At 71.6% G+C, this 25,342-nt stretch carries 20 protein-coding genes and 7 tRNA genes; 13 read left to right on the top strand and 14 right to left on the bottom strand.

The annotated features are described in order from the left end of the window. Position 1: 1 nt before the first annotated feature. From CRP51_RS11210 to CRP51_RS11195, 4 genes are all read right to left on the bottom strand, one after another. On the bottom strand, positions 2-961 hold the full coding sequence (locus tag CRP51_RS11210; RefSeq protein ID WP_097230948.1) for an ABC transporter ATP-binding protein: 960 nt from the start codon (positions 959-961) through the stop codon (positions 2-4). A gap of 359 nt (positions 962-1,320) precedes the next feature. Beyond that, positions 1,321-1,393: transfer RNA gene (locus CRP51_RS11205), tRNA-Gly, on the bottom strand. Positions 1,394-1,457: 64 nt separating this feature from the next. Then, positions 1,458-1,532: transfer RNA gene (locus CRP51_RS11200), tRNA-Gly, on the bottom strand. Between the two features lie 122 nt (positions 1,533-1,654). Next, a complete protein-coding gene (locus CRP51_RS11195) occupies positions 1,655-1,984 on the bottom strand; it encodes a histone-like nucleoid-structuring protein Lsr2 (RefSeq protein ID WP_097230947.1) in 330 nt (109 codons plus the stop codon). Between the two features lie 426 nt (positions 1,985-2,410). Between CRP51_RS11195 and purS the strand changes: the two genes are divergently transcribed. Genes purS through purL form a run of 3 tightly spaced genes read left to right on the top strand, consistent with a single transcriptional unit; the run spans position 2,411 to position 5,645 of the window. Beyond that, positions 2,411-2,707, top strand: a complete 297-nt coding sequence (purS, locus tag CRP51_RS11190; RefSeq protein WP_097230946.1) for a phosphoribosylformylglycinamidine synthase subunit PurS — start codon at positions 2,411-2,413, stop codon at positions 2,705-2,707. Then, the gene (gene purQ / locus CRP51_RS11185) at positions 2,704-3,378 is read left to right on the top strand and encodes a phosphoribosylformylglycinamidine synthase subunit PurQ (RefSeq protein WP_097230945.1); all 675 of its coding nucleotides are present in this window, start codon (positions 2,704-2,706) and stop codon (positions 3,376-3,378) included. Before purS ends, purQ begins: the two co-directional genes overlap by 4 nt. Next, positions 3,378-5,645 carry a phosphoribosylformylglycinamidine synthase subunit PurL gene (purL, locus tag CRP51_RS11180; protein WP_097230944.1) on the top strand — a complete coding sequence of 756 codons (2,268 nt, stop codon included), beginning with the start codon at positions 3,378-3,380 and terminating at the stop codon, positions 5,643-5,645. Before purQ ends, purL begins: the two co-directional genes overlap by 1 nt. Before the next feature lie 69 nt (positions 5,646-5,714). Here the strand turns inward: purL and CRP51_RS29145 are convergent, their stop codons facing one another. From CRP51_RS29145 to CRP51_RS11165, 3 genes are all read right to left on the bottom strand, one after another. Beyond that, positions 5,715-6,218, bottom strand: a complete 504-nt coding sequence (locus CRP51_RS29145) for a hypothetical protein (RefSeq protein WP_212615892.1) — start codon at positions 6,216-6,218, stop codon at positions 5,715-5,717. Between the two features lie 55 nt (positions 6,219-6,273). Further along, positions 6,274-6,726 (bottom strand): YbhB/YbcL family Raf kinase inhibitor-like protein, encoded by a 453-nt coding sequence (locus tag CRP51_RS11170; protein ID WP_097230943.1) that lies wholly within the window; start codon positions 6,724-6,726, stop codon positions 6,274-6,276. A 110-nt stretch (positions 6,727-6,836) separates the two neighbouring features. Further along, complete coding sequence (locus CRP51_RS11165; protein ID WP_097230942.1) at positions 6,837-7,355, bottom strand: PH domain-containing protein; 519 nt, start codon at positions 7,353-7,355, stop codon at positions 6,837-6,839. 103 nt (positions 7,356-7,458) lie between these two features. Here CRP51_RS11165 and CRP51_RS11160 point away from each other — a divergent pair, with 103 nt between their 5' ends. From CRP51_RS11160 to purM, 3 genes are all read left to right on the top strand, one after another. Then, positions 7,459-8,265, top strand: coding sequence for a sterol carrier family protein (locus CRP51_RS11160; RefSeq protein ID WP_097230941.1), 807 nt, complete (start codon positions 7,459-7,461; stop codon positions 8,263-8,265). Positions 8,266-8,366: 101 nt separating this feature from the next. Further along, the gene (gene purF / locus CRP51_RS11155) at positions 8,367-9,923 is read left to right on the top strand and encodes an amidophosphoribosyltransferase (RefSeq protein WP_097230940.1); all 1,557 of its coding nucleotides are present in this window, start codon (positions 8,367-8,369) and stop codon (positions 9,921-9,923) included. Positions 9,924-9,966: 43 nt separating this feature from the next. Beyond that, positions 9,967-11,037, top strand: a complete 1,071-nt coding sequence (gene purM / locus CRP51_RS11150) for a phosphoribosylformylglycinamidine cyclo-ligase (RefSeq protein WP_097230939.1) — start codon at positions 9,967-9,969, stop codon at positions 11,035-11,037. A 220-nt stretch (positions 11,038-11,257) separates the two neighbouring features. On the opposite strand, the gene CRP51_RS11145 is transcribed toward purM, so the two are convergent. Together CRP51_RS11145 and CRP51_RS11140 are read right to left on the bottom strand one after the other, a co-directional pair. After that, positions 11,258-11,524, bottom strand: coding sequence for a DUF3073 domain-containing protein (locus tag CRP51_RS11145; RefSeq protein WP_097230938.1), 267 nt, complete (start codon positions 11,522-11,524; stop codon positions 11,258-11,260). A 248-nt stretch (positions 11,525-11,772) separates the two neighbouring features. Further along, entirely contained in the window at positions 11,773-12,912 is a 1,140-nt protein-coding gene (locus CRP51_RS11140) for a Leu/Phe/Val dehydrogenase (RefSeq protein ID WP_245880522.1), read from the bottom strand. Between the two features lie 182 nt (positions 12,913-13,094). On the opposite strand from CRP51_RS11140, the gene CRP51_RS11135 reads away from it, so the two are divergent. Continuing rightward, positions 13,095-13,934, top strand: a complete 840-nt coding sequence (locus CRP51_RS11135) for a DUF8083 family protein (protein ID WP_097230937.1) — start codon at positions 13,095-13,097, stop codon at positions 13,932-13,934. 441 nt (positions 13,935-14,375) lie between these two features. Beyond that, a complete protein-coding gene (gene bldC / locus CRP51_RS11130) occupies positions 14,376-14,582 on the top strand; it encodes a developmental transcriptional regulator BldC (RefSeq protein WP_019431930.1) in 207 nt (68 codons plus the stop codon). 367 nt (positions 14,583-14,949) lie between these two features. Here bldC and CRP51_RS11125 read toward each other — a convergent pair. Both CRP51_RS11125 and hrpA read right to left on the bottom strand, forming a co-directional pair. Then, positions 14,950-15,024, bottom strand: a tRNA-Asp gene (locus tag CRP51_RS11125). A gap of 84 nt (positions 15,025-15,108) precedes the next feature. Next, positions 15,109-19,146: an ATP-dependent RNA helicase HrpA gene (gene hrpA / locus CRP51_RS11120; RefSeq protein WP_097230936.1), complete on the bottom strand. Its 4,038-nt coding sequence runs from the start codon at positions 19,144-19,146 to the stop codon at positions 15,109-15,111. Positions 19,147-19,247: 101 nt separating this feature from the next. On the opposite strand from hrpA, the gene CRP51_RS11115 reads away from it, so the two are divergent. Then, on the top strand, positions 19,248-20,261 hold the full coding sequence (locus CRP51_RS11115) for an ABC-2 transporter permease (protein ID WP_097230935.1): 1,014 nt from the start codon (positions 19,248-19,250) through the stop codon (positions 20,259-20,261). 115 nt (positions 20,262-20,376) lie between these two features. On the opposite strand, the gene CRP51_RS11110 is transcribed toward CRP51_RS11115, so the two are convergent. From CRP51_RS11110 to CRP51_RS11100, 3 genes are all read right to left on the bottom strand, one after another. After that, positions 20,377-20,450 (bottom strand) — tRNA-Phe (locus tag CRP51_RS11110). A 4-nt stretch (positions 20,451-20,454) separates the two neighbouring features. Next, positions 20,455-20,529 (bottom strand) — tRNA-Asp (locus CRP51_RS11105). Positions 20,530-20,825: 296 nt separating this feature from the next. Further along, positions 20,826-20,898 (bottom strand) — tRNA-Glu (locus tag CRP51_RS11100). Positions 20,899-21,027: 129 nt separating this feature from the next. On the opposite strand from CRP51_RS11100, the gene CRP51_RS11095 reads away from it, so the two are divergent. From CRP51_RS11095 to CRP51_RS11080, 4 genes are all read left to right on the top strand, one after another. Further along, complete coding sequence (locus CRP51_RS11095; protein ID WP_212615891.1) at positions 21,028-21,390, top strand: metallopeptidase family protein; 363 nt, start codon at positions 21,028-21,030, stop codon at positions 21,388-21,390. Between the two features lie 280 nt (positions 21,391-21,670). After that, the gene (locus tag CRP51_RS11090) at positions 21,671-23,578 is read left to right on the top strand and encodes a DEAD/DEAH box helicase (RefSeq protein ID WP_097230934.1); all 1,908 of its coding nucleotides are present in this window, start codon (positions 21,671-21,673) and stop codon (positions 23,576-23,578) included. Between the two features lie 168 nt (positions 23,579-23,746). Then, positions 23,747-23,819: transfer RNA gene (locus tag CRP51_RS11085), tRNA-Lys, on the top strand. Between the two features lie 410 nt (positions 23,820-24,229). Further along, on the top strand, positions 24,230-25,222 hold the full coding sequence (locus CRP51_RS11080; RefSeq protein ID WP_439333151.1) for an aldo/keto reductase: 993 nt from the start codon (positions 24,230-24,232) through the stop codon (positions 25,220-25,222). Positions 25,223-25,342 lie beyond the last annotated feature (120 nt).

Genomic DNA, 25,342 nt, shown 5'->3' with positions numbered 1-25,342 from the left:
CTCATGCTGCCTCTCCCCCCTGAACAGCGGCGGCGTGCCGCTTCAGCTCGTTCTGCTCGCCCGCTATCTCCAGGAAGACCTCTTCCAGCGAGGCGGACCGCGCGTCCAGCGCCTCCAGCACCACTCCCTGGGCCCTCGCCCAGAGCAGCAGCTCGGTGAGCGTGGTCTGGAGGTCCTGGGTCCTGATCTCCACCTGCCGGTCGTGCACCGCAGCGGGCAGGGAGAGCGGCAGCTGCGCGGGGGCCAGCCCCGGGGGCAGCAGGAACCTGATCCGCGAGGGACGTGCCGCCATCACCTCCTCCGGGGTGCCCGAGACCGTGATCCGGCCCTCCGTCATGATCGCCAGCCGGTCGGCCAGCGCCTCGGCCTCCTCCAGGTAGTGCGTGGTGAGCACGATCGTGGTCCCTTCGTCGCGAAGGCTTCGCACCAGCTCCCAGGTGGTGCGGCGGGCCTGCGGGTCGAGGCCGGTGGTCGGCTCGTCCAGGAAGAGCACCCTGGGGCGGCCCGTCAGCGCCAGCGCGAAGTCCAGCCGCCGCCGCTCACCGCCGGAGAGCTGCTTGGCCCGGACGTCTGCCCGCCCCTCCAGCCCGACCAGCGCCAGGGCCTCCTCTGGCGGCCGCGCGTCCGTGGTGCAGCCGGCCCACATCCGGGCCGTCTCCAGGGCGGTCAGCTCGCTCGGCAGCCCGCCCTCCTGGAGCATGATCCCGATCCAGGGGCGCACCACCGCCCGATCGTGGAACGGGTCGAGCCCGAGTATCCGAATCTGACCACTCGTGGGCGGCGCCAGTCCCTCCAGCAGCTCCACCGTGGAGGTCTTGCCCGCGCCGTTCGTCCCGAGCAGGGCGAAGACCTCACCCTGCCGCACGGAGAAGTCCAGGCCTCTGACGGCCTCGTACCCGCTCTCGGACCCCCGGCCGGCATAGCTCCTGCGCAGCCCCTGCACCTCGATTGCCGTATCCATGCCCTCAAGCCTTCCGCCCCCTGGACCCGGTCGGCAGTGCGAGCTGTCACCAACCCATGTGACAGATGTCAGTTCCCTCGCCCGCCCGCCCCGGGAAGAATCGACATACCAGGACAGAGAGCCGCTTCCGGGGCCGGGAAAGCGGGGCTCTTCCGGGAGCGTGACGGCGACCGCGAGGGAGGCGGGGCATGTGTCAGGGGGCGGCGAGAGCGAGCGGCGGCGCGGGCCGACCGGCCGGGAGACGAGAGGGGGCGGGCCGCTCCGAGCGGCGGTCGCGAGGACACGGGCGAGGCGTTCACCAGGACACGGGCACAGAGCGAGGGCCCGATGTCGATGAACGACATCGGGCCCTCGTGCCGAGCGGACGACGAGATTCGAACTCGCGACCCTCACCTTGGCAAGGTGATGCTCTACCAACTGAGCCACGTCCGCGTGGGCCACCCGCGAGCGGGTGATGCTGGCCTACTGTACCCGATCCGAAGACCGGTCCAGCGGCTGGAGCGGGTGACAGGAATTGCACACTGCGCCTCCCTCTTGGAAAGAGGGTGTTCTACTACTGAACTACACCCGCGCGCTCCTCGGGGCTTCCGGCCTTTCGGCCCTTCGCCCCTCGGCGTGCTCCAGACTCTAGCGGATCACCCGGGGTGCATGGCAAGTCGGCTCAGTCCGCCACCCGCTCGGTTGTCGTTCGGCTCAACGCGCCGTGGCGTGCGCCTGGTTGAACGCGTCGTACACCTTCCGGGGGATGCGGCCCCTGGCCGGCACGCCCAGCCCGTTGGACTCGGCCCAGGCGCGCACCGCCCGCGGGTCGGGTGCCACCGCGGTGCGGTGGAAGGTGCGGCCCGAGCGGCTCCGCTTCCTCCCCGCCTCGACGAAGGGGGCGAGCGCGCTGCGCAGCTGCTCGGCGTTGTCCGAGCTGAGGTCGATCTCGTAGATCTTGCCATCGAGGCCGAAGGCGACCGTCTCGGCGGCTTCCCCGCCGTCGATGTCATCGGAGAGAGTGACCACTACACGCTGTGCCACGGATATCGGTCCTTTCGGGAGTGTGTCGCCGTATCCCCGACGTTCCGGGGCGGGTCACGCCGGTATCCCGGCGGCCACGAACTCGGCGCTCCCCTCGTTAGTGAGCTTCTTCTTAATTTGTACTGCGCTGGAGGCGCTTAAGTGAAACGCCGGAAATACCGTCGCGTGTCATCTGACGGACCATCTTGTGATCTCTCCCGCATCTCACGTCGAGAGTCGTCACGTACCGGGACCCTACTTTTTCATGCTCGTTTCTTGCAGGGGTTTGTTGGCCCGATACCTTAACGTGACCAGTATCCGGTCGTCTACCCGTGTAGATTTCGCCGCCGGGTACGCTGAACCATGCGGCGTCAAGCACCGTGTCACCTCCGTGTCAGGCTGCGTCGTCCCGTCTCACCACCACCGCATCACCACCGGGAGTAACCAGTGGCCCGCGTCGTAGTTGACGTCATGCTCAAGCCGGAGATCCTCGACCCCCAAGGGCAGGCGGTCCAACGGGCGTTGCCCCGCCTCGGGTTCGAGGGCATCGCGGATGTCCGCCAGGGCAAGCGCTTCGAACTCGACCTGGAGGGGCCCGCCGACGAGGCGGCGCTCGCCAGGATCAGGGAGATCGCCGGCACGTTTCTGGCCAACACCGTGATCGAGGACTTCGTGGTCCGCGTCGAGGACCCGGCCGAAGCCGTGTCCGCGGACAACAATGCGGAAGAAGGGGCGGTCCGGTGACCACTCGTGTAGGAGTCGTCACATTTCCCGGATCTCTCGACGACCGGGACGCGGGCCGTGCGGTAAAGCTCGCCGGCGGGGAGCCGGTCGCGTTGTGGCACGGAGACAAAGACCTGCACCAGGTCGATGCCGTGATCCTGCCCGGAGGTTTCTCCTATGGGGACTATCTCCGTTGTGGCGCGATCGCGCGTTTCTCTCCCGTGATGGAAACGATCATTGCGGGCGCCAGGGACGGTCTGCCGGTCCTCGGTATCTGCAACGGTTTCCAGGTGCTCTGCGAATCCCATCTGCTGCCCGGCGCGCTCACCCGCAACGACCATCTCCACTTCGTCTGCCGGGACCAGCGACTGCGCGTGGAGAACGCCGCCACCGCCTGGACCGGGGACTTCGCGCCCGGCGCCGAGATCACCGTCCCGTTGAAGAACGGCGAGGGCGGCTACGTGGCCGACGAGGCCACCCTCGACGAGCTGGAGGCCGAGGGCCGGGTGGTCTTCCGCTACCTGGACGTGAACCCCAACGGCTCCCGCCGGGACATCGCCGGTGTCACCAACGCCGCCGGCAACGTCGTGGGCCTGATGCCCCACCCGGAACACGCTGTCGAGGCCCTGACCGGGCCCACCACCGACGGCCTCCCGTTCTTCACCTCGGTACTCAAGAAGCTGGTCGCCTGATGTCCGCACAGTCCAAGCCCGTCCTGGACACCGTCAAGCACGCCGCCGACACCCCCGAAGCCGCTCAGCCCTGGGCCGAGTTGGGCCTGAAGGAGGACGAGTACCTGCGGATCAGGGAGATCCTCGGCCGTCGTCCCACCGGCGCCGAGCTCGCCATGTACTCCGTGATGTGGTCGGAGCACTGCAGCTACAAGTCCAGCAAGGTCCATCTGCGGCAGTTCGGCGAGAAGGCCCCCGCCAGCGACGCGCTGCTGGTCGGCATCGGTGAGAACGCCGGCGTCGTCGACGTCGGCCAGGGCTACGCCGTCACCTTCAAGGTCGAGTCGCACAACCACCCCTCCTATGTCGAGCCCTACCAGGGCGCGGCCACCGGCGTCGGCGGCATCGTGCGCGACATCCTCGCCATGGGCGCCCGCCCGATCGGCGTGATGGACCCGCTGCGCTTCGGGGCCGCCGACCACCCCGACACCCGCCGGGTGCTGCCCGGCGTGGTCGCCGGCATCGGCGGCTACGGAAACTGCCTGGGCCTGCCCAACATCGGCGGCGAGGTCGTCTTCGACCCCTGCTACCAGGGCAACCCGCTGGTGAACGCCCTCTGCGTGGGGGTGATGCGGCACGAGGACATCCACCTGGCCAAGGCCGCGGGCGCGGGCAACAAGGTCATCCTGTACGGCGCCCGCACCGGCGGCGACGGCATCGGCGGCGTCTCGGTGCTGGCCTCCGAGACCTTCGACTCCACGGGCCCCGCCAAGCGCCCGGCGGTGCAGGTGGGCGACCCGTTCCAGGAGAAGCTGCTCATCGAGTGCACCCTGGAGATCTTCGCCGAGCGGCTGGTCGCCGGCATCCAGGACCTCGGCGGCGCCGGTCTCTCCTGCGCCACCTCCGAGCTGGCCTCGGCCGGCTCCGGCGGGATGCGCGTCGAGCTGGACACCGTGCCGCTGCGCGACTCCTCGCTCTCCCCCGAGGAGATCCTGATGAGCGAGTCGCAGGAGCGCATGTGCGCGGTGGTCGAGCCGGAGAAGGTCGACCGCTTCCTGGAGATCTGTGCCAAGTGGGACGTCATCGCCACGGTGATCGGAGAGGTCACCGAGGGCGACCGGCTGGAGATCTACTGGCACGGCGAGCAGGTGGTGGACGTCCCCCCGCGCACCGTGGCGCACGAGGGGCCGGTCTACGAGCGCCCCTACGCACGCCCCGACTGGCAGGACGCGCTCCAGGCCGACGACCCGGCGCGGCTGGCGCGCCCCGCCGACGGCGCCGAGCTGCGGGAGCAGGTGCTGCGGCTGGTCGGCTCGCCGAACCAGGCCGACGTCTCCTGGGTCACCGACCAGTACGACCGCTACGTCCTGGGCAACACGGTGCTGGCCCAGCCCGAGGACAGCGGGATGCTGCGGATCGACGAGGAGACCAACCTCGGCGTCGCGCTGGCCACCGACGGCAACGGCCGCTACGCCAAGCTGGACCCGTACACCGGTGCCCAGCTGGCGCTGGTCGAGGCCTATCGGAACGTGGCCGCGGGCGGTGCCCGGCCGCTGGCCGTCACGGACTGCCTGAACTTCGGTTCGCCCGAGGACCCCGGGGTGATGTGGCAGTTCGCCGAGGCCACCCGTGGCCTGGCCGACGCCTGTCTGGAGCTGGGCCTGCCCGTCACCGGTGGCAACGTCTCGCTGTACAACCAGACGGGCGAGACAGCCATCCATCCGACCCCCGTGGTCGGCGTGCTGGGCGTGATCGACGACGTCACCCGGCGCACCCCGATGGCGTTCCGGACCGAGGGCCAACTGCTCTACCTGCTGGGGGAGACGGCGGACGAGTTCGGCGGCTCGGCGTGGACGGACGTGGTCCACGGCCATCTGGGCGGCCTGCCGCCGAGGGTCGACCTGGAGCGTGAGCGGCTGCTGGCCGAGATCCTGATCTCCGCCAGCAGGGACGGCATGATCGACGCCGCCCACGACCTCTCCGACGGTGGGCTGATCCAGGCCGTCGTCGAGTCCTGCCTGCGGGGCGGGCTCGGGGCGCGGCTCGTGGTGCCCGAGGGGCTGGCGCCGTTCACCTTCCTGCTCTCCGAGTCCACGGCGCGTGCCGTCGTCGCGTTGCCGCGCGGCGAGGAGGTGCGCTTCACCGACATGTGCGCGGCGCGCGGGCTGCCCGCGGCGAGGATCGGCGTGGTGGACGGCGCGGACATCGAGGTCCAGGGGCAGTTCACGCTGTCCCTGGACGAGTTGCGCGAGGCGCACGAGCGCCCGCTCCGCGCGCTCTTCGGCTGACCGGGGTCGGGCGGCCGCTCGCACCGCGGCCGGCCGCCCCTCCCGGGGGGCCCGCGCCCGGCGCCCCGCTCAGGGCCTGGTCTCGTAGCGCGGGCCCAGGTCGGGGTCGTCGGTGCGTTCCAGCTTGGTGACCAGGTGCTGGGAGCTCACCAGGTCGTGCAGGAGCACCTTCGTCCGGTCGTGCGGGAGGCCGGCGACGCGCGCCACCTCGTGGGCGTGGACGGCCTCGCCGTCGTGGCGCTGCTCGGCCTGGGCCACGGCCTGGAAGACGGCCTGGTGTTCCCGACCGTAGCCCGGGTTCTCGCGGCCGGTGAACGAACGGCCGGGCGGCTCGGGGGGCGGCGGCTCGGCGCGTTCGGCCTCCTGCTCGGCGGCCTCGACCCGCTGCTTGCCGCGCGTCAGGGGCTCCATCCGTTCGTCGTGGTCGAGCGAGTTCCGGTCGGGCAGATGGGTGCGCTGCTTGGAGGCGCCGGTGGTGACGTTGCGGGCGCTGGGGCGTTCGCCCGCCGCCCTGGCGGCCCTGGCCGCCGCCCGCCGCTGCTCCTCGTTGCCCTCGACCTTCTTGCGGACCATCGCCGCACTCCTCTCTGCTCCGCCGGGGCGGGGTCACCGCTGGACCCGCGCCGGATCACCGCTGGTGGAGGCCCGTGAGCAGGCCGCTGGCCAGCCCGTGCTGGCTCATGGTCCTGTGCACCTGCTCGGCGGTCGCCGCCTCGGGCAGCGGCACCGGTTCCGGCACCGCGTACAGCCGGAAGCGGTAGCGGTGCGGCCGGTCGCCCACCGGCGGTTGGGGGCCGTCCCAGCCGTGGTCGCCGAAGTCGTTGCGGTGGGCGGTCCCGCCGTCGGGCACGTCTCCCTCGGCGACTCCGCTGCTGTCCGGGTCGATGCCGGTGACCAGCCAGTGCACGAAGGTGCCGGACGGGGCGTCCGGGTCCTCGCAGAGCAGCACCAGCTCGGTCGTGCCCTTCGGGGGCGCCGACCAGATCAGGGGAGGGGACACGTTCTCGCCGTCCAGGGTGTAGCGGCCTGGAATCGGCGTGCGGTCGTTGAACGCCGTGCTGTGCAGTTCGATACCAGCCATGCCGTCCGGGGTACCCGGTTCCCGGCGGGGCATTCAGGTGATGCGCCCCTTTTTGTGCCTCCCGGGGCTTCCGGGGTCTTCGCGGCGTATCGCCCGAGAGGGGTGGGGGCTCAGTACGGCGGCTGTGCCGGCGGCTCGTCGCGCAGGCCGTCGATCGCCTGGTAGACCCGGCTCTTGAGACCCTCCGGGTCCGGAACGTGCCGCAGCGTCATCATCCCCTGCTCGGAGGCCGACTGGACGCGGACCGTTCCGTACCGCATCAGCCGCTCCCAGAGGGAGGCGGAGAACGACACGTCGTTGACCCGGGCCAGCGGGATGCTGCGGCCCCGCTTCGACAGAAAGCCCGAGCGCTTGTGCAGCCGCTTGGTGGTGAGGAAGTAGACCGTGGCACGCCACTGGAGCAGCGGCACCAGCCAGAGCCAGATCGCCGCGATCACCGCCGCCCCGAGCACCACCCAGACGCCGGTGCCGCCCCAGTCCTCGTCGGTGGGCAGCACCCAGATGGCCGCGCTCGCCAGGACGATGATCAGACACAGCAGCAGAAACTCGCTGACCAGCGTCGTCCAGTGCTGCCTGGTCTCGTAGACGAGTTCCTCGTCCTCTGCCAGATACCGGTCCGCGTACACCATGGCCGCATCCTAGGCCCGTCGGGGACAGCCGGCCCGGGGGAGCGTCTGGTTGGTATGACCTTGTCACCATCCGATGCCGGGTGGCCGACGTAAGCTCCGTGTCATGTCTGCCGCCCGCCGCAAACCCCGTGTCCACCAAGCCGAACGGGTTCGTGACGCGCTGCTCGCCCAGGTGGAGTTCCTGCGGCTGGCCGTCCACGAACTGCCCGACGAGCGGCTGACGCGGCCGTCCGGTCTGGCCGGCTGGGACGTGCGCGTGCTGCTGGCGCATCTCGCCGAGGAGATGGACACGCTGCCCCGGCTGCTCGCGCGGCCGGCGCCCACGGTGACCAGGGCGGAGGTCGACCTCGAGCGCTGGGCGCTGGGCACTCGCGACCTCGCGGCGGAGCTGGACCGGGACTCCCGCGAGGCCGCCGGCCGCCAGCAGGACCACCGGGCGGCGATCGACGGCGCGGCCGAGGAGCTGGACGCGGTCATCGAGACGGGGGTCAGGGAGGACCTGCTGGTCCCCCACCGGTTCGGCGCGATGCGGGCGTTGGACTTCACGGTGACCAGGATCGTCGAGCTGGTGGTGCACAGCGACGACCTGACCCGCGCGACGGGCACGCCCGTGCGGCTCGACCGGCAGGCGCTGGCGATCACCGTTCGGGTGCTCGCGGACGCGCTGGCCGCCAAGGCGCCCGGCGCCTCGACCGAGGTGCGGGTGCCGCCGTTCGCCGCGGTGCAGTGCCTGGCCGGGCCCCGGCACACCAGGGGCACCCCGCCGAACGTGGTGGAGAGCGACCCGATCACCTGGCTGCGCCTGGCCACCGGGCGCACCGACTGGGCGGCGGCCACCGCCGCCGGCCGGCTGCGGGCCAGCGGCGAACGGGCCGGGGCGCTCGCCGGTGAACTGCCCGTGCTCGCCTGACCGCCCTGCGTCCGCTTTCCGGTCGATCCGGGCCGGGCATGGGGTATGTCTCACAATCGAGGGGTTCTCGCCGACCCCCCGCTCTGGCCTAAACTCATGGTGTGCCACGTGGTGACGGACGACTCAACCACGACCTCGACCCCGGCGAGAAAGGCCCGAGGGACGCTTGCGGCGTCTTCGGAGTCTGGGCCCCGGGCGAGGAGGTCGCCAAACTCACCTATTACGGGCTCTACGCGCTACAGCACCGCGGACAGGAATCCGCGGGGATCGCGGTGAGCGACGGTTCCAAGATCCTGGTCTTCAAGGACATGGGACTGGTCTCCCAGGTCTTCGACGAGACCTCCCTCGGCTCGCTGACCGGCCACATGGCCGTCGGCCACGCCCGCTACTCGACGACCGGCTCCTCCACCTGGGAGAACGCCCAGCCGACCTTCCGGGCGACCGGACACGGCTCGATCGCGCTCGCCCACAACGGGAACCTGGTCAACACGGCCGAGCTGGCCCAGCTCGTCGCCGAGCTGCCGGGCGGCCGCTCCTCCCGCCAGCGGGTGGTGACCAGCAACGACACGGACCTGGTCACGATGCTGCTGGCGGGCCAGCGCGACGAGCAGGGTGAGCCGCTGACCGTGGAGGAGGCGGCGCCGCTGGTGCTGCCCCGGGTCAGGGGCGCCTTCTCGTTCGCGTTCATGGACGAGGACACCCTCTACGCCGCCCGGGACCCGCAGGGCTTCCGCCCGCTGGTGCTCGGCCGGCTGGAGCGCGGCTGGGTGGTGGCCTCGGAGACCGCGGCGCTCGACATCGTCGGTGCCTCGATGGTCCGCGAGGTCGAGCCGGGCGAGCTGATCGCCGTCGACCAGAACGGCCTCCGTTCCACAAGATTCGCGGATGCGAAGCCGCGCGGCTGTGTCTTCGAGTATGTCTACCTGGCCCGCCCGGACACGGACATCGCGGGACGCAACGTGTACCTCTCCCGGGTGGAGATGGGCCGGCGGCTGGCGGCCGAGGCGCCGGTCGACGCCGATCTGGTCATATCGACGCCGGAGTCGGGCACGCCGGCGGCCATCGGCTACGCGGAGGCCAGCGGCATCCCGTACGGCTCGGGCCTGGTGAAGAACTCCTACGTGGGGCGCACGTTCATCCAGCCCAGTCAGACCATCCGACAGTTGGGCATCCGGCTGAAGCTCAACCCGCTGAAGGAGGTCATCCGGGGCAAGCGGCTCGTGGTCGTGGACGACTCCATCGTCCGGGGCAACACCCAGCGCGCCCTGGTGCGGATGCTCCGCGAGGCCGGCGCCGCCGAGGTGCACGTCCGGATCAGCTCGCCTCCGATCAAGTGGCCCTGTTTCTTCGGCATCGACTTCGCGACCCGCGCCGAGCTGATCGCCAACGGGCTCTCCGTGGCCGAGATCGGCGCCTCGCTGGGCGCCGACTCGCTCTCCTACATCTCGCTCGACGGGATGGTCGAGGCCACCACCATCGCCAGGCCCAACCTCTGCCGGGCCTGCTTCGACGGCGAGTACCCGGTGGAGCTGCCGGACCCCGAGCTGCTCGGCAAGGACCTCCTGGAGCAGCGGGGGAACGAAGGCGCCGCGCGGCAGGGCGCCTCGCTGCCCCTGGTCACCGGTCCCGGCGCGGCCGACGCGCTGCGTCGCCCGTGAGCCGACCGGCACCGGTGCCGCACGACCACACGAGAGAGACCTGATGACGACGAACGTGCCCGGAGCCAGCTACGCGGCGGCCGGTGTCGATATCGAGGCCGGCGAGACCGCCGTCCGGCTGATGAAGGAGTGGGTCGCCAAGGCCCAGCGCCCCGAGAGCGTGGGCGGCCTCGGCGGCTTCGCCGGACTCTTCGACGCCTCGGCGCTGACCCGCTACCGGCGCCCCCTGCTCGCCTCGGCCACCGACGGCGTCGGTACCAAGGTCGCCATCGCGCAGCGCCTCGACATCCACGACACGGTCGGCCGCGACCTGGTCGCCATGGTCGTCGACGACCTGGTGGTCTGCGGCGCCGAGCCCCTCTTCATGACCGACTACGTCTGCGTCGGCAAGGTCTACCCCGAGCGGGTCGCGGCCCTGGTGAAGGGGATCGCCGAGGGCTGTGTGCTGGCCGGCTGCGCGCTGGTGGGCGGCGAGACCGCCGAGCACCCGGGGCTGCTCGGCCCGGAGGAGTACGACATCGCCGGGGCGGCGACCGGCGTGGTCGAGGCGGACGCCCTGCTGGGCGCCGACCGGGTCCGCCCGGGAGACGTGGTCGTGGCGATGGCGGCCAGCGGACTGCACTCCAACGGCTACTCGCTGGTCCGCCACGTGCTGCTGCACCAGGCCGGCTGGGGGCTTGAGCGCGAGGTGCCCGAGTTCGGCAGGACGCTTGGCGAGGAGCTGCTGGAGCCGACGCGGATCTACTCGCTGGACTGCCTGGCCCTGACCCGGACGGTCGAGGTGCACGCGTTCGCCCATGTCACCGGGGGCGGGCTCGCCAACAACCTCGGCCGGGTGCTGCCCGAGGGCGTGCGCGCGGTGCTGGACCGCTCCACCTGGCGGCCGGCGCCGGTCTTCGACGTGGTGGGCGCGGTCGGCCGGGTGGCCAGGGAGGAGCTGGAGCGCACGCTGAACATGGGCGTGGGCATGGTCGCGGTGCTGCCGCGCGAGTCGGTGGACCCGGCGCTGGCGCTGCTCGGCGAACGAGGCGTCCCCTCCTGGGTCCTCGGCGAGATCGTCGCCGCGGAGACCGACGGGGGAACGGCCACGCTCAGCGGGAACCACCCGGGTTGACGGTGGAGCCGCCCACGGTGGGGCCGGAGGCAGGACCGGTCCCCACACCGACCACCGCGCGGGTCGTGCCCGCGCGGTGGAAGAAGCGCCCGTGGAGCGCGTGCCGGCGTGCGGGCGACGGCCCACACAACACTGAGACCGGTCCGGGAGGCTCCCGGACCGGGCCAGTCGTCACGCGTCCATCGGACGCCATGAGTTGGTCGAAGACGAACGACGCCAGTCAGGCGCCACGCCGTTTCGAAGAGTCGGGGGACGGCTCTTGGTCGTCCTCCTCGTCCTCTTCGTTGTACAGCTCCGCGTACCGCGCGTACAGGTCGTCGTCCAGCTCATCGTCGCTCTCGGCAGGCTCGCCGTTGGACGGCTGCTGGTCCTGCGTCGGAGAAGCACCCAGCTCTTCGGCCAGGCGAGAAAGGTCCGTCCGGCCGCTGTTGTACTTCAGCTGGCGGGCGACCTTAGTCTGCTTGGCCTTGGCCCGGCCGCGCCCCATTGGCTCGACCCCCTCAACGACGGGGCACGACGGCCCCGGAGTGTTGACATCCGTTCATGATCGAGAGTGGGCCCTTCTCAGAAGCGCCCAGTCCATCGGCCTTTAACCGTACCTGCTTCCGGGACCCCGCGGTACGTCGTCCGCAGGACCCGAGCCGCAACGCCCGCCGCCCGAAGAACCCTCTCTGCTGGTCAACGGCGATTTTACCTTCTTTCCCAGTACGACTCGTCCGCAGGGGGTGACATGTCTTACGCAAACGGGCGATCCACGCCCCTGGCCTGCGAGATTCGCTGTTCCGCGATCCGGTCGGCGGCCACGGCCGGGGGAACGCCGTCGCTGTCGGCGCGCTGGAAGATCTCGCGCGTGGTGAGTCGGATGTCGGCGGCCTTGGTCTTCGCACGTGCGAAGTCGAAGCCGTGCAACTCGTCGGCGACCTGGATCACCCCGCCGGAGTTCACCACGTAGTCCGGCGCGTAGAGGATGCCCCGGTCGGCGAGGTCCTTCTCGACCCCCGGGTGGTCCAGCTGGTTGTTGGCCGCGCCGCAGACGACGGCGGCCCGGAGCAGCGGGACGGTGTGGTCGTTGAGCACGCCGCCCAGCGCGCAGGGGGCGTAGATGTCCAGTTCCTGGGCGCCGATCAGTTCGTCGGCCGTGTCCACCGCGACGACCGAGGGGTGGGCGGCACGCACACGGCGGACCGCCTCGGCGTTGACGTCGTGGATCAGGACCCGGGCGCCTGCCTCGACCAGCTGGTCGACGAGGAGGTGACCGACCTTGCCCACGCCGGCGACGCCGACCGCGCGGCCGGTGAGCTCGGGGGAGCCCCAGCGGTGCTCGGCCGAGGCGAGCATGGCCTGGAAGACGCCGTAGGCGGTGAGCACCGAGGAGTCGCCGGCGCCGCCGTTCTCGGGGGAGCGCCCCGTGGTCCAGCGGCAGGTCCTGGCGACGACGTCCATGTCACGGACATAGGTGCCGACATCGCAGGCGGTGACGTAGCGGCCGCCGAGCGCGGCCACGCAGCGACCGTAGGCGAGCAGCAGCTCCTCGGTCTTGATCTTCTCCGGATCACCGATGATCACGGCCTTGCCGCCGCCGTGTTCCAGGCCGGCCAGCGCGTTCTTGTAGGTCATCCCGCGCGCCAGCCGGAGGGCGTCGGCGAGCGCGGCGCTCTCGGGACGGGGGGAGTCCGGGTAGGCGTGGAAACGGGTGCCGCCCAGCGCGGGGCCGAGCGCGGTGGAGTGGACGGCGATCACGGCGCGGAGACCGGTGGGCCGGTCCTGGCAGAGGACGACCTGTTCGTGTCCGCCCTGGTCCGAGTGGAACAGGGTGTCGAGCACCTCGGCCTCCGGGGCGCTGTCGCCGGTGACAGCGGGACGTACGTCGGTCACGGTGGTGACTCCTGTAGGTCGATCGAGACGCCCTCGTTGATGGTGAGGGCTTTGGTGAGACGAGAGTACGGCGGGTCGGGCGCCGGGGATGCCGTGGGTGCGCGGTAGTGACACGATCAGGGCGGTGCCCACGGCCCCGGGCGGAGGGCGGCCGGGGCCGGACGTGAGCTGGGAGGGGTGGCGTGGCGAAGGTTCCGTACGCGGCGTATCTGAGGGTGTACGAGCCGCTCGCGGCCTTTCCCGAGCCGGAGCGCGCGCACTGGGCGGAGTACGCCAGGCGCCCGCGGCTGCCGGGGCTCCAGGACGAGCTGCGGGCGGCGCTGGGGGCGGTCGTCGCGACGCCGCCGCGGGTGGCGCCGGCGCGGGAGAGCGCCGACGCGTTCGTGACCTGGCTGGACGGGGTGCTGTGCGTCTGCCCGTGGCGGACCAGGCTGCGGTCCTGGCAGGCGATGGGGGAGGTGGGGCAGTGGCTGATGCCGCAGTCGGTGGTGGACTCGGCCCTGCCGCCCGGCGTGCGACGGCGCGCCTCGGACGAGTACACGCGCTGGCGTGAGCGCAATCCGGACGCGCGCCCCTGGATACGCTCCGCGCTCTGGCATGTGCCGGTGCGCTGGTTCGTGCTCTTCGCGGACGACGAGCGGGAGTTCCGCGAGGTGGGGCGCCCCTCGGTGGACGGAGTGTCGCGGCTTCGTTACCGCACGCCGATGGTCCAGGCGCGGCGCCGGGTGGCCAGGGGGCTGCGCGCGCTCCGGGAGACGATGCCCGACGGGCCGATGGTGGGGGCGCTCACCGATGTGGGTCGCTGGCTCGAGGAGTTCCACCCCCGATCGCTGGTCGAACTGGACTACGGCGGGTTGGTCTATACGATCTCCGAGGACCAACTGGCGGCCGATCACTCGGCGGCCGAGGTGGCGGAGGGGCTGAGCGCTCTGGCCGCCGGCGATCTGGAGCGGGCCCAGCGGATCTACGAAGGGCTGACCGATCGCTGGATGGCCGTGCGAGAACGCCAGTTCGCCAACTGAAAGCGGGGCGTGAGGGGACTAAAGCCCCAAGCGTGATGGAAGGCACTGTACGGACTCTTGCCTTCAAGTGCTCCCCTCGTGTCAAAATAGGACAAGGAGTTCGGAGGGGCTCCATCTGTCCGTCGCGGGGCGGATGGATCGGTATTGCGCCTCCTTGGGAGGGCTGATGGCGACTCATTCACGTTGTGACTGATCGTCACGGTCGTGTGACTGTCCGCTATGGCATGGTCCATCGGCTTCCGCCGAGGTTGAACACCTGAGAGGGCAATTCCATCGGTTTGGCCGACCCGGCTGGACGGATGGTGTAGTTGTAGTGCCGAGGACAAGCCGTTCGTCCTATAACCGACTCGACTCGCGTCTGTCATTTCGGGCAACGTGGGTCAAGGTGCAGAATTTAGAGGAAAGAACCGTGATGGTTCGGTTCTCCCGAGGAGGCCGCTCATGACCGCTCGCACCCCTGATGCCGAGCCGCTGCTGACCCCGGCTGAGGTTGCCACGATGTTCCGCGTCGACCCTAAAACGGTCACACGCTGGGCAAAGGCGGGCAAGCTTACGTCTATCCGCACGCTTGGTGGGCACCGCCGCTATCGCGAAGCGGAGGTGCGCGCACTGTTGGCGGGCATCCCGCAGCAACGTGGCGAGGCCTGAGCAACACCGCACACCCCAGGCTCCGGGGCCCCCACTCCGGTCCGCTTGGCTTCGATCGCGTCGGACTCCGCCGGGTCCGACGCGATCTTTTTGTGCCCCGGGGGCGGTTCCTGAGGGTCCGTGAGGTTCCCCCAACTCCCGGTGCAATTGCACATATTAAATTGGCGGGTGTCTCTACGGGGTCGAACGAGTCCAGCGCGCAATCAAGTTGAGTGACTCCCGTCACACGCGTCTCCGCTTGCCTCGCGCCCCGCTCGCGGGGTAGTACGCCCGCTTGCTGCCCGACTTGATCCTTCCCCGCTCCGACACGGCGAAAGCCCGGACCCTCTCGGAGGGGCCGGGCTTTCGGTAAAGAATTGAACTAACGCGGTCCTGACGGGATTTGAACCCGCGGCCTCCACCTTGACAGGGTGGCGAGCACTCCAAACTGCTCCACAGGACCAAGCTGCGTCGGTGACTCTACCCCAGTCGGCGGGTCCCGTGCCAATCGGTTCCCGCCGCCCGGGAGAAGCGGACTTCTCCCAGGTCAGGAAGGCCTCGCGGGAGCCAGCGCGTCGACCGCCCTGACAATCCGCTTCTCCGAGACCGGGTAGGCCGTGCCCAGCGCGTGGGCGAAGTAGCTCACCCGCAGCTCCTCGATCATCCAGCGGATCTCCGATGCCCGTTCGGGCACCGGGGTGCCGGCGGGGAACTGCTCCAGCAGCCACGCGTGTTCGTCCATCATCTCCCTGACCTTGGCCGTCCTGGCCAGGTCGCGCTCCGCCTGGTGCGGCAACTGCTGGAGCCTGCGGTCGACCGCCTGGAGGTAGCGCAGCAGGTCGGGCAGCCGCCGCGCGCCGTGCTCGGTGACGAAGCCCGCGTGGACCAGCCCGTTCAGCTGCTCCCGCACGTCGGCCAGCGCCGGCCCCAGCGTCGCGCCCCGGACCGTCGCCAGCCGGCGCTCGCACGTGCCCCAGGCCGCCAGCACCTCCCTGACCTGCCGCGTCAGCCGCAGCGTCAGCTCGACGATGTCGGCCCGCACCGCGTCGAAGAGCCGGGTGAAGCCCGCCTCGTCCCACGCGGGACCGCCGTGCGCCGCGACCAGCCGGTCGGCCGCGGCCGTCACCACGTCGTCGAAGAGCGCGGGCACCGAACCGTGCGGGGTGCTGGCCAGCGCCAGCTTGCCCGCGTTGTCGAGCTTCCGCTGGGCGAACTTCCCCGGATCCGACGGCAGGTTGAGCAGCACCAGGCGGCGGGTGCCCCTCGCCATGGCCTCCGCCTGGGCCGCCTCGTTGTCGAAGAGCCGCACCGCGACCGAGCCGCCCTCGTCGACCAACGCGGGGAACGCCTTCACAGGTTGACCGCCGCGCCGGGTCTCCATGACCTTCGGCAGCGTGCCGAGCGTCCAGCGGGTGAGCCCCGTGCGCTGCTCCGGAACGCCCCCGCTCTCCTCCTCACGCCCGCGCGCGCCCCCGCGCGCCGCTCTGGAGCTCTTGGCGCCCCCGTCGAAGGCGCGGTCCAGGGCGGCCTGCGCGCGGGGCTTGAAGCGCAGCTTGAGCGCCTCCAGATCCTTGTCCTCCGGCGCGGGCCCCCCGGTCACCTTCCGGTGCCGCTCGTCCACCACCCGGAAGGTGACCCGCAGGTGGGCCGGGACCTTGTCCTGGTCGAAGTCCTCGGGCGCGATCCGCGTCCCCGTCAGCCGCGTCAACCCCGCGGCCAGTGCCACCCGCAGCGGCGCCTCCGTCGGCTCCGGCGTCTCGGCGAGGAAACGGCGCGCGAAGTCCGGCGCCGGAACGCAGTTCCGCCGCAGCGGCTTGGGCAGCGAACGGATCAGCTCGGTCACCAACTGCTCGCGCAGCCCCGGGATCTGCCAGTCGAAGCCGGCCGACGTCACCTGGTTCAGAACCTGAAGGGGCAGATGGACGGTGACCCCATCCGCGTCCGCGCCCGGCTCGAACTGGTACGTCACCCGGAGCCGCAGGCCGCCCTGGCGCCAGGTGTCGGGATAGTCGCGCTCGGTGATCTGCCCGGCCCGCTCGTTGATGAGCATCGACTTCTCGAAGTTGAGCAGATCCGGGTCCTCGTGGCGCTTCCGCTTCCACCAGGCGTCGAAGTGCGCCCCGGAGACGACGTCCTCCGGGATCCGCTGGTCGTAGAAGTCGAAGAGCGTCTCGTCGTCCACCAGGATGTCCCGACGGCGCGCCCGGTGCTCCAGCTCCTCGACCTCGGCCAGCAGCCGGCGGTTGTCCTGGAAGAACTGGTGGTTGGTCCGCCAGTCGCCCTCCACCAGCGCGTGGCGCAGGAACAGCTCGCGCGAGACCTCCGCGTCGATCCGCCCGTAGTTGACCTTCCGGCGGGCGACGATCGGCACCCCGTAGAGGGTCACCCGCTCGTAGGCGAGCACCGCCGCCTGCTTCTGCTCCCAGTGCGGCTCGCTGTAGGTCCGCTTGACCAGGTGGCCCGCGAGCGGCTCGATCCACTCCGGCTCGATCCTGGCGTTGATCCGCGCCCACAGCCGGGACGTCTCCACCAGCTCCGCCGACATCACCCAGCGCGGAGGCTTGCGGAAGAGCGCGGAGCCCGGGAAGACGGCGAACTTCGCGCCGCGCGCGCCCAGATACTCGTGCTTCTCCGGGTCCTTCAGCCCCACCTGCGACAACAGCCCCGCCAGCAGCGACTGGTGGACCACCTGCGGCGCCGCCGCCGGAGTGTCCTCGCCGGCCGGCTCCACGCCCATGGTCCTGCCGACCTGCCGCAACTGGCCGAAGATGTCCTGCCACTCGCGTATCCGCAGGTAGTTCAGGAACTCGTCGCGGCACATCCGGCGGAACGCCGAGGACGACAGCGCCCGCTGCCGTTCCCGCACGTACTCCCAGAGCGCGAGCAGCGCCATGAAGTCCGAGTCCTCGCCGGGGCCCTCCCGGAACCGCGCGTGCCGCGCGTCCGCCTGCTGCTGCTTGTCGGCCGGGCGCTCGCGCGGGTCCTGGATGGACAGCGCGGCGACGACGACCATCACCTCGCGGACGCAGCCGTTCCGTTCCGCCTCCAGCACCATCCGCGCCAGCCGCGGGTCGACCGGCAGCCGGGAGAGCCTGCGCCCGGTCTCCGTCAGCCGGGAGCCGGCCAGCGCGCCCAGCTCCTCCAGCAGTTGGACGCCGGCCTTGATGCTGCGGTGGTCCGGCGGGTCGATGAACGGGAAGCGCTCCACCGCGCCGAGCCCCGCCGCGTTCATCTGGAGGATCACCGAGGCCAGGTTGGTGCGCAGGATCTCCGCGTCGGTGAACTCCGGCCGGGAGAGGAAGTCCTCCTCCGAGTAGAGCCGGACGCAGATGCCGTCGCTGGTCCGGCCGCAGCGGCCCTTGCGCTGGTTGGCGCTGGCCTGGGAGACCGGCTCGATCGGCAACCGCTGCACCTTGGTGCGGTGGCTGTAGCGCGAGATGCGCGCGGTGCCCGGGTCGATCACGTAGCGGATGCCGGGAACGGTCAGCGAGGTCTCGGCGACGTTGGTCGCCAGCACGATCCGCCGGCCGGCGTGGCGCTGGAAGACGCGCTGCTGCTCGCCGTGGGAGAGGCGCGCGTACAGGGGGAGGATCTCGGTGCCGGGCAGCCGGCGTTTCTCCAGGGCGTCGGCGGTGTCCCTGATCTCGCGCTCGCCGGAGAGGAAGACCAGGATGTCGCCGGGGCCCTCGGCCATCAGCTCGTCCACGGCGTCCGAGATCGCGGTGACCTGGTCCCGGTCCTCGCCCTCGGCCTCCTCGCCGTCCCCGCCCTCCTCCAGCAGCGGGCGGTAGCGCACCTCCACCGGATAGGTCCGCCCGGAGACGGAGACGATGGGTGCCTCCTCGCCCTCGGCGTCGCGGAAGTGGCGGGCGAAGCGCTCCGGGTCGATGGTCGCCGAGGTGATGATCACCTTCAGGTCGGGGCGGCGCGGCAGCAGCTGGGCGAGGTAGCCCAGCAGGAAGTCGATGTTGAGGCTGCGCTCGTGGGCCTCGTCGATGATGATCGTGTCGTACTGCCGCAGTTCGCGGTCCTGCTGGAGCTCGGCGAGCAGGATGCCGTCGGTCATTAGCTTCACCAGGGTCCGGTCGCTGCCCTGGTCGGTGAAGCGGACCTTGAAGCCGACCACCTCGCCCACCGAGCCGCCCAGCTCCTCGGCGACCCGCTGTGCCACCGTGCGCGCGGCGATCCGGCGGGGCTGGGTGTGGCCGATCAGGCCGCGCACCCCGCGGCCCAGCTCCAGGCAGATCTTGGGGATCTGGGTGGTCTTGCCCGAGCCGGTCTCGCCGGCGACGATCACCACCTGGTGGTCGCGGACGGCCGCCAGGATCTCGTCCTTCTTCTGGCTGACCGGCAGCTGCTCTGGATAGACGATGGCCGGCACGGCGGCCCTGCGCCGCTCGACCCGCCGCTCGGCGGTGTCGACGGCCTCGGCGATCTCGGCCAGCACGGCCTGCCGGGCCGCCGGCTTCCTGATACGCCTGGCACCCTCGAGCCGCCGGCCGAGCCGGAGCTCGTCGGCGAGGGTGAGCGTCGGCAGGCGGTCGGCCACGGCCGCGAGGGAGAGGGGAGGAGTGTCGGTAGACATACGGAGTCCAGAATCTCACCTTCGCGCGCCGGGCGGCGAGCCCATATCGGACCGCGCGCGTTCTGCCCGTTACGCGGCTTTCGGGTGCTTAGGGTGCCCTCGTGGGGAGTCAGCAGCCAACCGCCGAACGCCGGCCGTCCTCGGGCAGCGAGGCGCTGCTGCCCGCCGTGGTCATCTCGTTGATCCTGGCGGTCTCGGCGGGGATTTTCGCCGGCTCCTACAGCTACGCCATGGCCGATCCGACGCCGCGCGCCGTCCCGATCGCCGTTCTCGAGGAGCCGGCCGGGGGCGCCTCACGGGTGGCCGCCTTCCTGGACGCCCTGGACCGAGGGCTGGACAGCGCGATCGAACGGCGTCGCGTCGCCGGCTATCCACAGGCCCTGGACGAGATCGAGGACCAGCGGGCCTTCGCCGTCGTCCGGCTCCGGGACGGCGGGCGGCTGGAGCTCGACCTCGCCGGCGCGGCCGGCGCCTCGGTCGCCGAGGTCCTGGAACGCGCGGCCCCCGAGGCGGCCCGCGCGGTCGGCAGCGAGATCACCGTCCGCGACATCAAGCCCCTGCACCCGGGCGACCCGCGCGGACTCGCGCTCTTCTACATGAATCTGGCCGTGATCGTCTGCGGCTTCCTCGGCGCGATCCAACTGGGGGTGCACGCGGCGCGTCTGCGGCCCTGGGAGCGGATCTGCGTGATCGCCTGCTACTCGCTGCTCGGCGGACTGTGCGTGGTGGCGGCGGTCGACTGGATCCTGGACGCGGTGCCGCTGCCGTTCCCCCAGACGTGGCTGATCCTCGCGGGGACGATGTTCACGGCCGGCATGGTCTTCACGATGTTCGACACGCTCTTTCGGCGGTGGGCGCTGCTCCCCACCTGGGGGCTGCTGATGCTCCTCGGCAACCCCTCCTCGGGCGGGGCGGTCTCCTGGCCGCTGCTGCCGTCGCTCTTCGGCACGGTCGGCCGCTGGCTGCCGCCCGGTGCCTCGGTCAACGCCCAGCACGCCGCCGTCTACTTCCCCGGCCACCAGCATCTTCAGCCGTATCTGGTACTGGCCGGCTGGTCCGCGCTCTCCCTCACGGTCTTCCTGGCCGGCCGCCACCGCCACCCGGGAGGGCGGTGACCCGGACGTCGAACCGGCCGCGGGGCGGGGCGGCTGCGGGGCGGAGAGAGACCGCGGACAGAGAAAGGACCCTGGCGGGCTGGCCTGCCAGGGTCCGGGGTGAAACGAAGGGATGTGGCTGGGGCCGGGATCGAACCGGCGACCTTCCGCTTTTCAGGCGGACGCTCGTACCAACTGAGCTACCCAGCCGGAGCGGTCCTGACGGGATTTGAACCCGCGGCCTCCACCTTGACAGGGTGGCGAGCACTCCAAACTGCTCCACAGGACCCGGCTGTCCGCCGTCGATGGACGGTGAAGAAGTGTTCACCGTGTGCCACCGGCCGGCATCGCTGGATCAGCGTATCACGGTGCGGAGGGCCCTCCGCACCGCTTTCCCGGCGGGGTGGCGACGTGTCACCACGGGGGCGGCGCGGGATGGAAAGCCGCAGTTGGGAGGGGGGTTCGGGGAGAGAGCGCGCCCGTTCGCCGGCCGCTCGGGCGGCGGGGGGAACGAGGACCACGCGGCGTAGCGGACCCTCGACGAGAACGGAGGGAAAACCGCGTGGGAAAGAAGGCGATACGACGTACCCCCGACGGGATTCGAACCCGCGCTACCGCCTTGAAAGGGCGGCGTCCTGGGCCGCTAGACGACAGGGGCCTGATCGCAAGCCCACCAATACACCGGCGTGGGCCCGAGCAGCATAGGCGATCGCGCGCGTGATCGGCAAAACGGTTGACCGGTCGCCGGCCATTCCCCCCGACCGGGCTGGTGCGGGAGAATCGGGTTGTGCTGGAGATGACGCGTGAGGAGTTCGAGGGGCTGGTCAGCGAGGCGCTGGACCGGATTCCGCCGGAGCTGACCCGGCTGATGGACAACGTGGCGGTGTTCGTCGAGGACGAGCCGCCGCCGGAGGACCCGGAGCTGCTCGGTCTCTACGAGGGCACCCCGCTCACGGAGCGCGGCGAGTGGTACGCGGGGGTGCTGCCGGACCGCATCTCCGTCTACATGGGGCCGACGCTGCGGATGGTCGCGCGCGAGGGCGGCGGCCGGGAGCTGGTGGTGGCCGAGGTCGAGGTGACGGTCGTGCACGAGATCGCGCACCACTTCGGCATCGACGACGAACGGCTGCACAGCCTGGGCTACGGCTGAGCCCGGCCGGGGGGCGGGTGGCGAGATCCAACTCGCTCCGGAACGAGGGATCCAACTCGCCCCGGAACGAGGGGTGTCGAGCCGCGTTTGCGCCGGGGGCGACGGCGTGCGTATGCTTGTAGATCGTTTGATCCCACTTGCCCGGCGCCCCCTTGATGCGCGCCGTGTGGCGCGTACCTCCTCTCGCCGTGGCTGATCGCATCGCAGGCGGTCCAGAGCACCTACGGAGCTAAGGCGGCGCGTGCCGACTACCCAGACCTCCGGAAGGTTCTCACCTCGCATGTCCCTCACCACGCCCGAGGCCGTATTGCCCTTGGACGAGCCCACCGTCACGTTCGCCGATCTGGGACTTCCCCAGCAGGTCGTTCGTAAACTCGCGGAGAACGGAGTCACCACCCCGTTCCCCATCCAGGCCGCCACCATCCCCGACGCGATGGCCGGTCACGACATCCTCGGCCGGGGCCGCACCGGTTCCGGCAAGACCCTGAGCTTTGGCCTGCCGCTGCTGGCCAGGCTGGCCGGCGGCCGTACCGAGCCCAAGCGGCCGCGCGCCGTCATCCTCACGCCCACCCGCGAGCTGGCCATGCAGGTGGCCGACGCGCTGGAGCCCTACGGCGACGTGCTGGGCCTGCGGCTGAAGGTGGTCTGCGGCGGCACCTCCATGGGCAACCAGATCTACGCCCTGGAGCGCGGCGTCGACGTCCTGGTGGCCACCCCGGGCCGGCTGCGCGACGTGATCGGCCGGCGTGCCTGCTCGCTGGACGACGTGCAGGTCGCGGTGCTCGACGAGGCCGACCAGATGGCCGACCTGGGCTTTCTGCCCGAGGTCACCGAGCTGCTCGACCTGGTCCCGCCCGGCGGCCAGCGGATGCTCTTCTCCGCCACCCTGGAGAACGAGATCGACACCCTGGTCAAGCGCTATCTGGTCGACCCGGTGAGCCACGAGGTGGACGCCGCCCAGGGCGCGGTGACCACCATGAGCCACCACGTGCTGATCGTGAAGCCCCGCGACAAGGCCCCGCTGACGGCGGCGATCGCCGCCGGCGAGGGCAGGACCATCGTCTTCGTCCGCACCCAGCTGGGCGCCGACCGGGTCGCCGGCCAGTTGCGCGAGGCCGGCGTGCGCGCCGACGCGCTGCACGGCGGGATGACCCAGGGCGCGCGGACGCGGACCCTGGCCGACTTCAAGGACGGCAGGGCCAGCGTGCTGGTGGCCACCGACGTGGCGGCCCGCGGCATCCACGTCGACGGCATCGACGTGGTGCTCAACGTGGACCCGGCCGGTGACCACAAGGACTACCTGCACCGTTCGGGCCGCACCGCCCGCGCGGGGCGTTCCGGCACCGTGGTCTCGCTCGCGCTGCCGCACCAGCGGCGGACCATCTTCCGGCTGATGGAGGACGCGGGCGTGGACGCCGCGCGCCACACCATCGGTCGCGGTGACCTCTTCTCGCAGGACGTGGCCGACATCGTCGGCGCGCGTTCGCTGACCGAGGTGCAGGCCGAGGCGGCGATGGGCGCCGCGACGCACTCCGAGCGCGAGGTCGCCAGGCTGGCGCGGGAGCTGGAGAAGGCCAGGGGCCGTTCGGCCGAGCTGGTCGAGGAGGCCGAGCGGCTGACGGCGCGTGCCGCGCGGGAGCGCGGCGACGACCCGGCGGAGGCGATCTCGCAGGCCGCCGAGGCCAGGGCCGAGGCCCTCGCCGAGGCGGAGCGCGAGGCCGAGCGGGAGGCGATCCGCGAGGCCAGGCGTGCCGAGAAGGCGGCCCGCGCCGAGGCGGCGCGCAACGAGCGCGGTGAACGAGGTGAGCGCGGCGGGTTCCGCCGCGACGGGCACCGCGGCGGCGGCGACCGGGGCGGGTTCCGCCGCGACGACCGGCCGCGCGGTGGCGACCGGGGCGGGTTCCGGGACGACCGGCGTTCGCACGGGCGGCGCGAGGACGGCGGCGGTTTCCGCCGTGACGAGCACCGGGGCGGCGGCGACCGCGGCGGCTACCGGGGCGGGGACCGCGAGGGCGGCGGCTTCCGTCGCGAGGGTGGCTTCCGCAGGGACGAGCACCGGGGGGGCGGCGGGTTCCGCCGCGACGACCGGCAGCGCTCCGGCGGTGACCGTGGCGGCTACCGGGGTGAGCGCTCCGGCGGCTCCTTCGACCGTCGCGCCGACAAGCCGCGCTGGAAGCGCAACGACTGACCCGACGCACCGCCCCGCCGTCTCACCGGCGGGGCGGGCCCGTTTCCCGGGGCTCCCGGGCGAACGGGCAGGTCGGCGGGGGAGTGGCACTGTTGGCCCCGGATGGCGTGCCGACATGGCTGATTCCCCTCGAACCGGGCGTGCGGGGCGGGCTATGCTGCTCCGTGCGGGCCGTTAGCTCAATTGGCAGAGCAGTGGACTTTTAATCCATTGGTTGTGGGTTCGAGTCCCACACGGCCTACAAGAACGACCCTTGGTCAGAGTGCTCCTGACCGGGGGTCGTCGCCGTTTTCGGGCCCGAAGTGATCGCCTGGTGCGGCGAGTCACGGAAGCGAGTGACCGTGCCGCACGGGCCGCCCACGTAGGTGGGTCACGGGGTCCGTTCCCTCGGGTGTTGTCGGCGTCGGCGATCGCCGACGCGATCCGGCCGCGCAGCCCGAGGGCGTCAGGGACGCCGTAACGGCACGGCCATCTCGGCGGCGGTCTCGCCGGTGGCGGCGCCGCGGACCGACGTCGCGGCCAGGCGGTGCCCTAGGCGTCGATGGCCTCGGCGGCGAACGGCTCCTCGGTAGCGGCACCCGGCCCCCGGGCCCGACGCCGAGTCGGCAACCTGGCACCGGCCCCGGTCGCCCCCCGACGGGCGGTGAGAGGATGCCGGGCATGGAGCGACGTGTGTGGGAGAGGTTGGGACGGCGGGCCTCCGTCGTCGGGCTCGGCACCTGGCAGTTGGGCGCCGACTGGGGCGAGGTCTCGGAGGACGCCGCACACGCGGTACTTGACGCCTCCCTCGACGCGGGGGTGACCTTCTTCGACACCGCCGACGTCTACGGCGACGGCCGCAGTGAACGGCTGATCGGCCGCTACCTGCGGGAACGGCCGGACGCCGAGGTGCTGGTGGCCACCAAGATGGGGCGCCGGGTCGAGCAGTCGCCCGAGCACTACACGCTGGACAACTTCCGCGCGTGGACCGACCGTTCGCGCGAGAACCTCGGCGTGGACCGGCTGGACCTGGTGCAGTTGCACTGCCCGCCGGCCGCGGTGATCGCCTCGGACGCGGTCTTCGACGCGCTGGACACCCTGGTCGCCGAGGAGCGGGTCGCGGGGTACGGGGTGAGCGTCGAGACCTGCGACGAGGCGCTCGCGGCCATCGCCAGGCCCGGGGTCGCCAGCCTCCAGATCATCCTCAACCCCTTCCGCCGGAAGCCGCTGGAGCGGGTGCTGCCGGCCGCCGCGGACGCCGGGGTCGCGGTGATCGTGCGGGTGCCGCTGGCGTCGGGTCTGCTCTCCGGCCGGTACACCGCCTCGACGGTCTTCGCGGAGAACGACCACCGCACGTTCAACCGGCGCGGTGAGGCGTTCGACCAGGGCGAGACCTTCTCCGGCGTGGACTTCGCGACCGGCGTCGAGGCCGCCGCGGAGTTCGCGCGGCTGCTGCCCGAGGGGGTGGACCCGGCGGCGGGCGCGCTGCGCTGGGCCGTTCAGCAGCCGGGGGTGACCACGGTGATCCCGGGCGCGAGGTCGGCGGAGCAGGCGGCGGCCAACGCGGCGGCGGCCGGGCTGCCGCCGCTTGACGAGCCGACGCTGCGGGCCGTGCGGGACCTCTACGACCAGCGGCTGCGCGACCAGGTGCACCACCGCTGGTAGCCCGCCGGCGCCGGCGCTTGTGTCGCACGCCGGAGCGTGCGCCCCGCTCCGCGAACCGGCGCGCGTGCGTGCTCGTTCACCACTCCGGACGATGCCGCGCGCCGGTGTCGCGGCGTTTTC

The organism is Streptomyces zhaozhouensis, assembly GCF_900230195.1.
Classification (GTDB): Bacteria; Actinomycetota; Actinomycetes; order Streptomycetales; family Streptomycetaceae; genus Streptomyces; species Streptomyces zhaozhouensis.
This window is presented reverse-complemented; position numbering and strand designations above follow the sequence as displayed.

Excerpts from the sequence above, each read along its gene's own strand:
- CRP51_RS11210 (WP_097230948.1), bottom strand. The coding sequence starts at position 961 with ATGGATACGGCAATCGAGGTGCAGGGGCTGCGCAGGAGCTATGCCGGC.
- purL (WP_097230944.1), top strand. The coding sequence starts at position 3,378 with ATGTCCGCACAGTCCAAGCCCGTCCTGGACACCGTCAAGCACGCCGCC.
- CRP51_RS29145 (WP_212615892.1), bottom strand. The coding sequence starts at position 6,218 with ATGGTCCGCAAGAAGGTCGAGGGCAACGAGGAGCAGCGGCGGGCGGCG.
- CRP51_RS11170 (WP_097230943.1), bottom strand. The coding sequence starts at position 6,726 with ATGGCTGGTATCGAACTGCACAGCACGGCGTTCAACGACCGCACGCCG.
- CRP51_RS11165 (WP_097230942.1), bottom strand. The coding sequence starts at position 7,355 with ATGGTGTACGCGGACCGGTATCTGGCAGAGGACGAGGAACTCGTCTAC.
- CRP51_RS11160 (WP_097230941.1), top strand. The coding sequence starts at position 7,459 with ATGTCTGCCGCCCGCCGCAAACCCCGTGTCCACCAAGCCGAACGGGTT.
- purM (WP_097230939.1), top strand. The coding sequence starts at position 9,967 with ATGACGACGAACGTGCCCGGAGCCAGCTACGCGGCGGCCGGTGTCGAT.
- CRP51_RS11145 (WP_097230938.1), bottom strand. The coding sequence starts at position 11,524 with ATGGGGCGCGGCCGGGCCAAGGCCAAGCAGACTAAGGTCGCCCGCCAG.
- bldC (WP_019431930.1), top strand. The coding sequence starts at position 14,376 with ATGACCGCTCGCACCCCTGATGCCGAGCCGCTGCTGACCCCGGCTGAG.
- hrpA (WP_097230936.1), bottom strand. The coding sequence starts at position 19,146 with ATGTCTACCGACACTCCTCCCCTCTCCCTCGCGGCCGTGGCCGACCGC.
- CRP51_RS11090 (WP_097230934.1), top strand. The coding sequence starts at position 21,671 with ATGTCCCTCACCACGCCCGAGGCCGTATTGCCCTTGGACGAGCCCACC.
- CRP51_RS11080 (WP_439333151.1), top strand. The coding sequence starts at position 24,230 with ATGCCGGGCATGGAGCGACGTGTGTGGGAGAGGTTGGGACGGCGGGCC.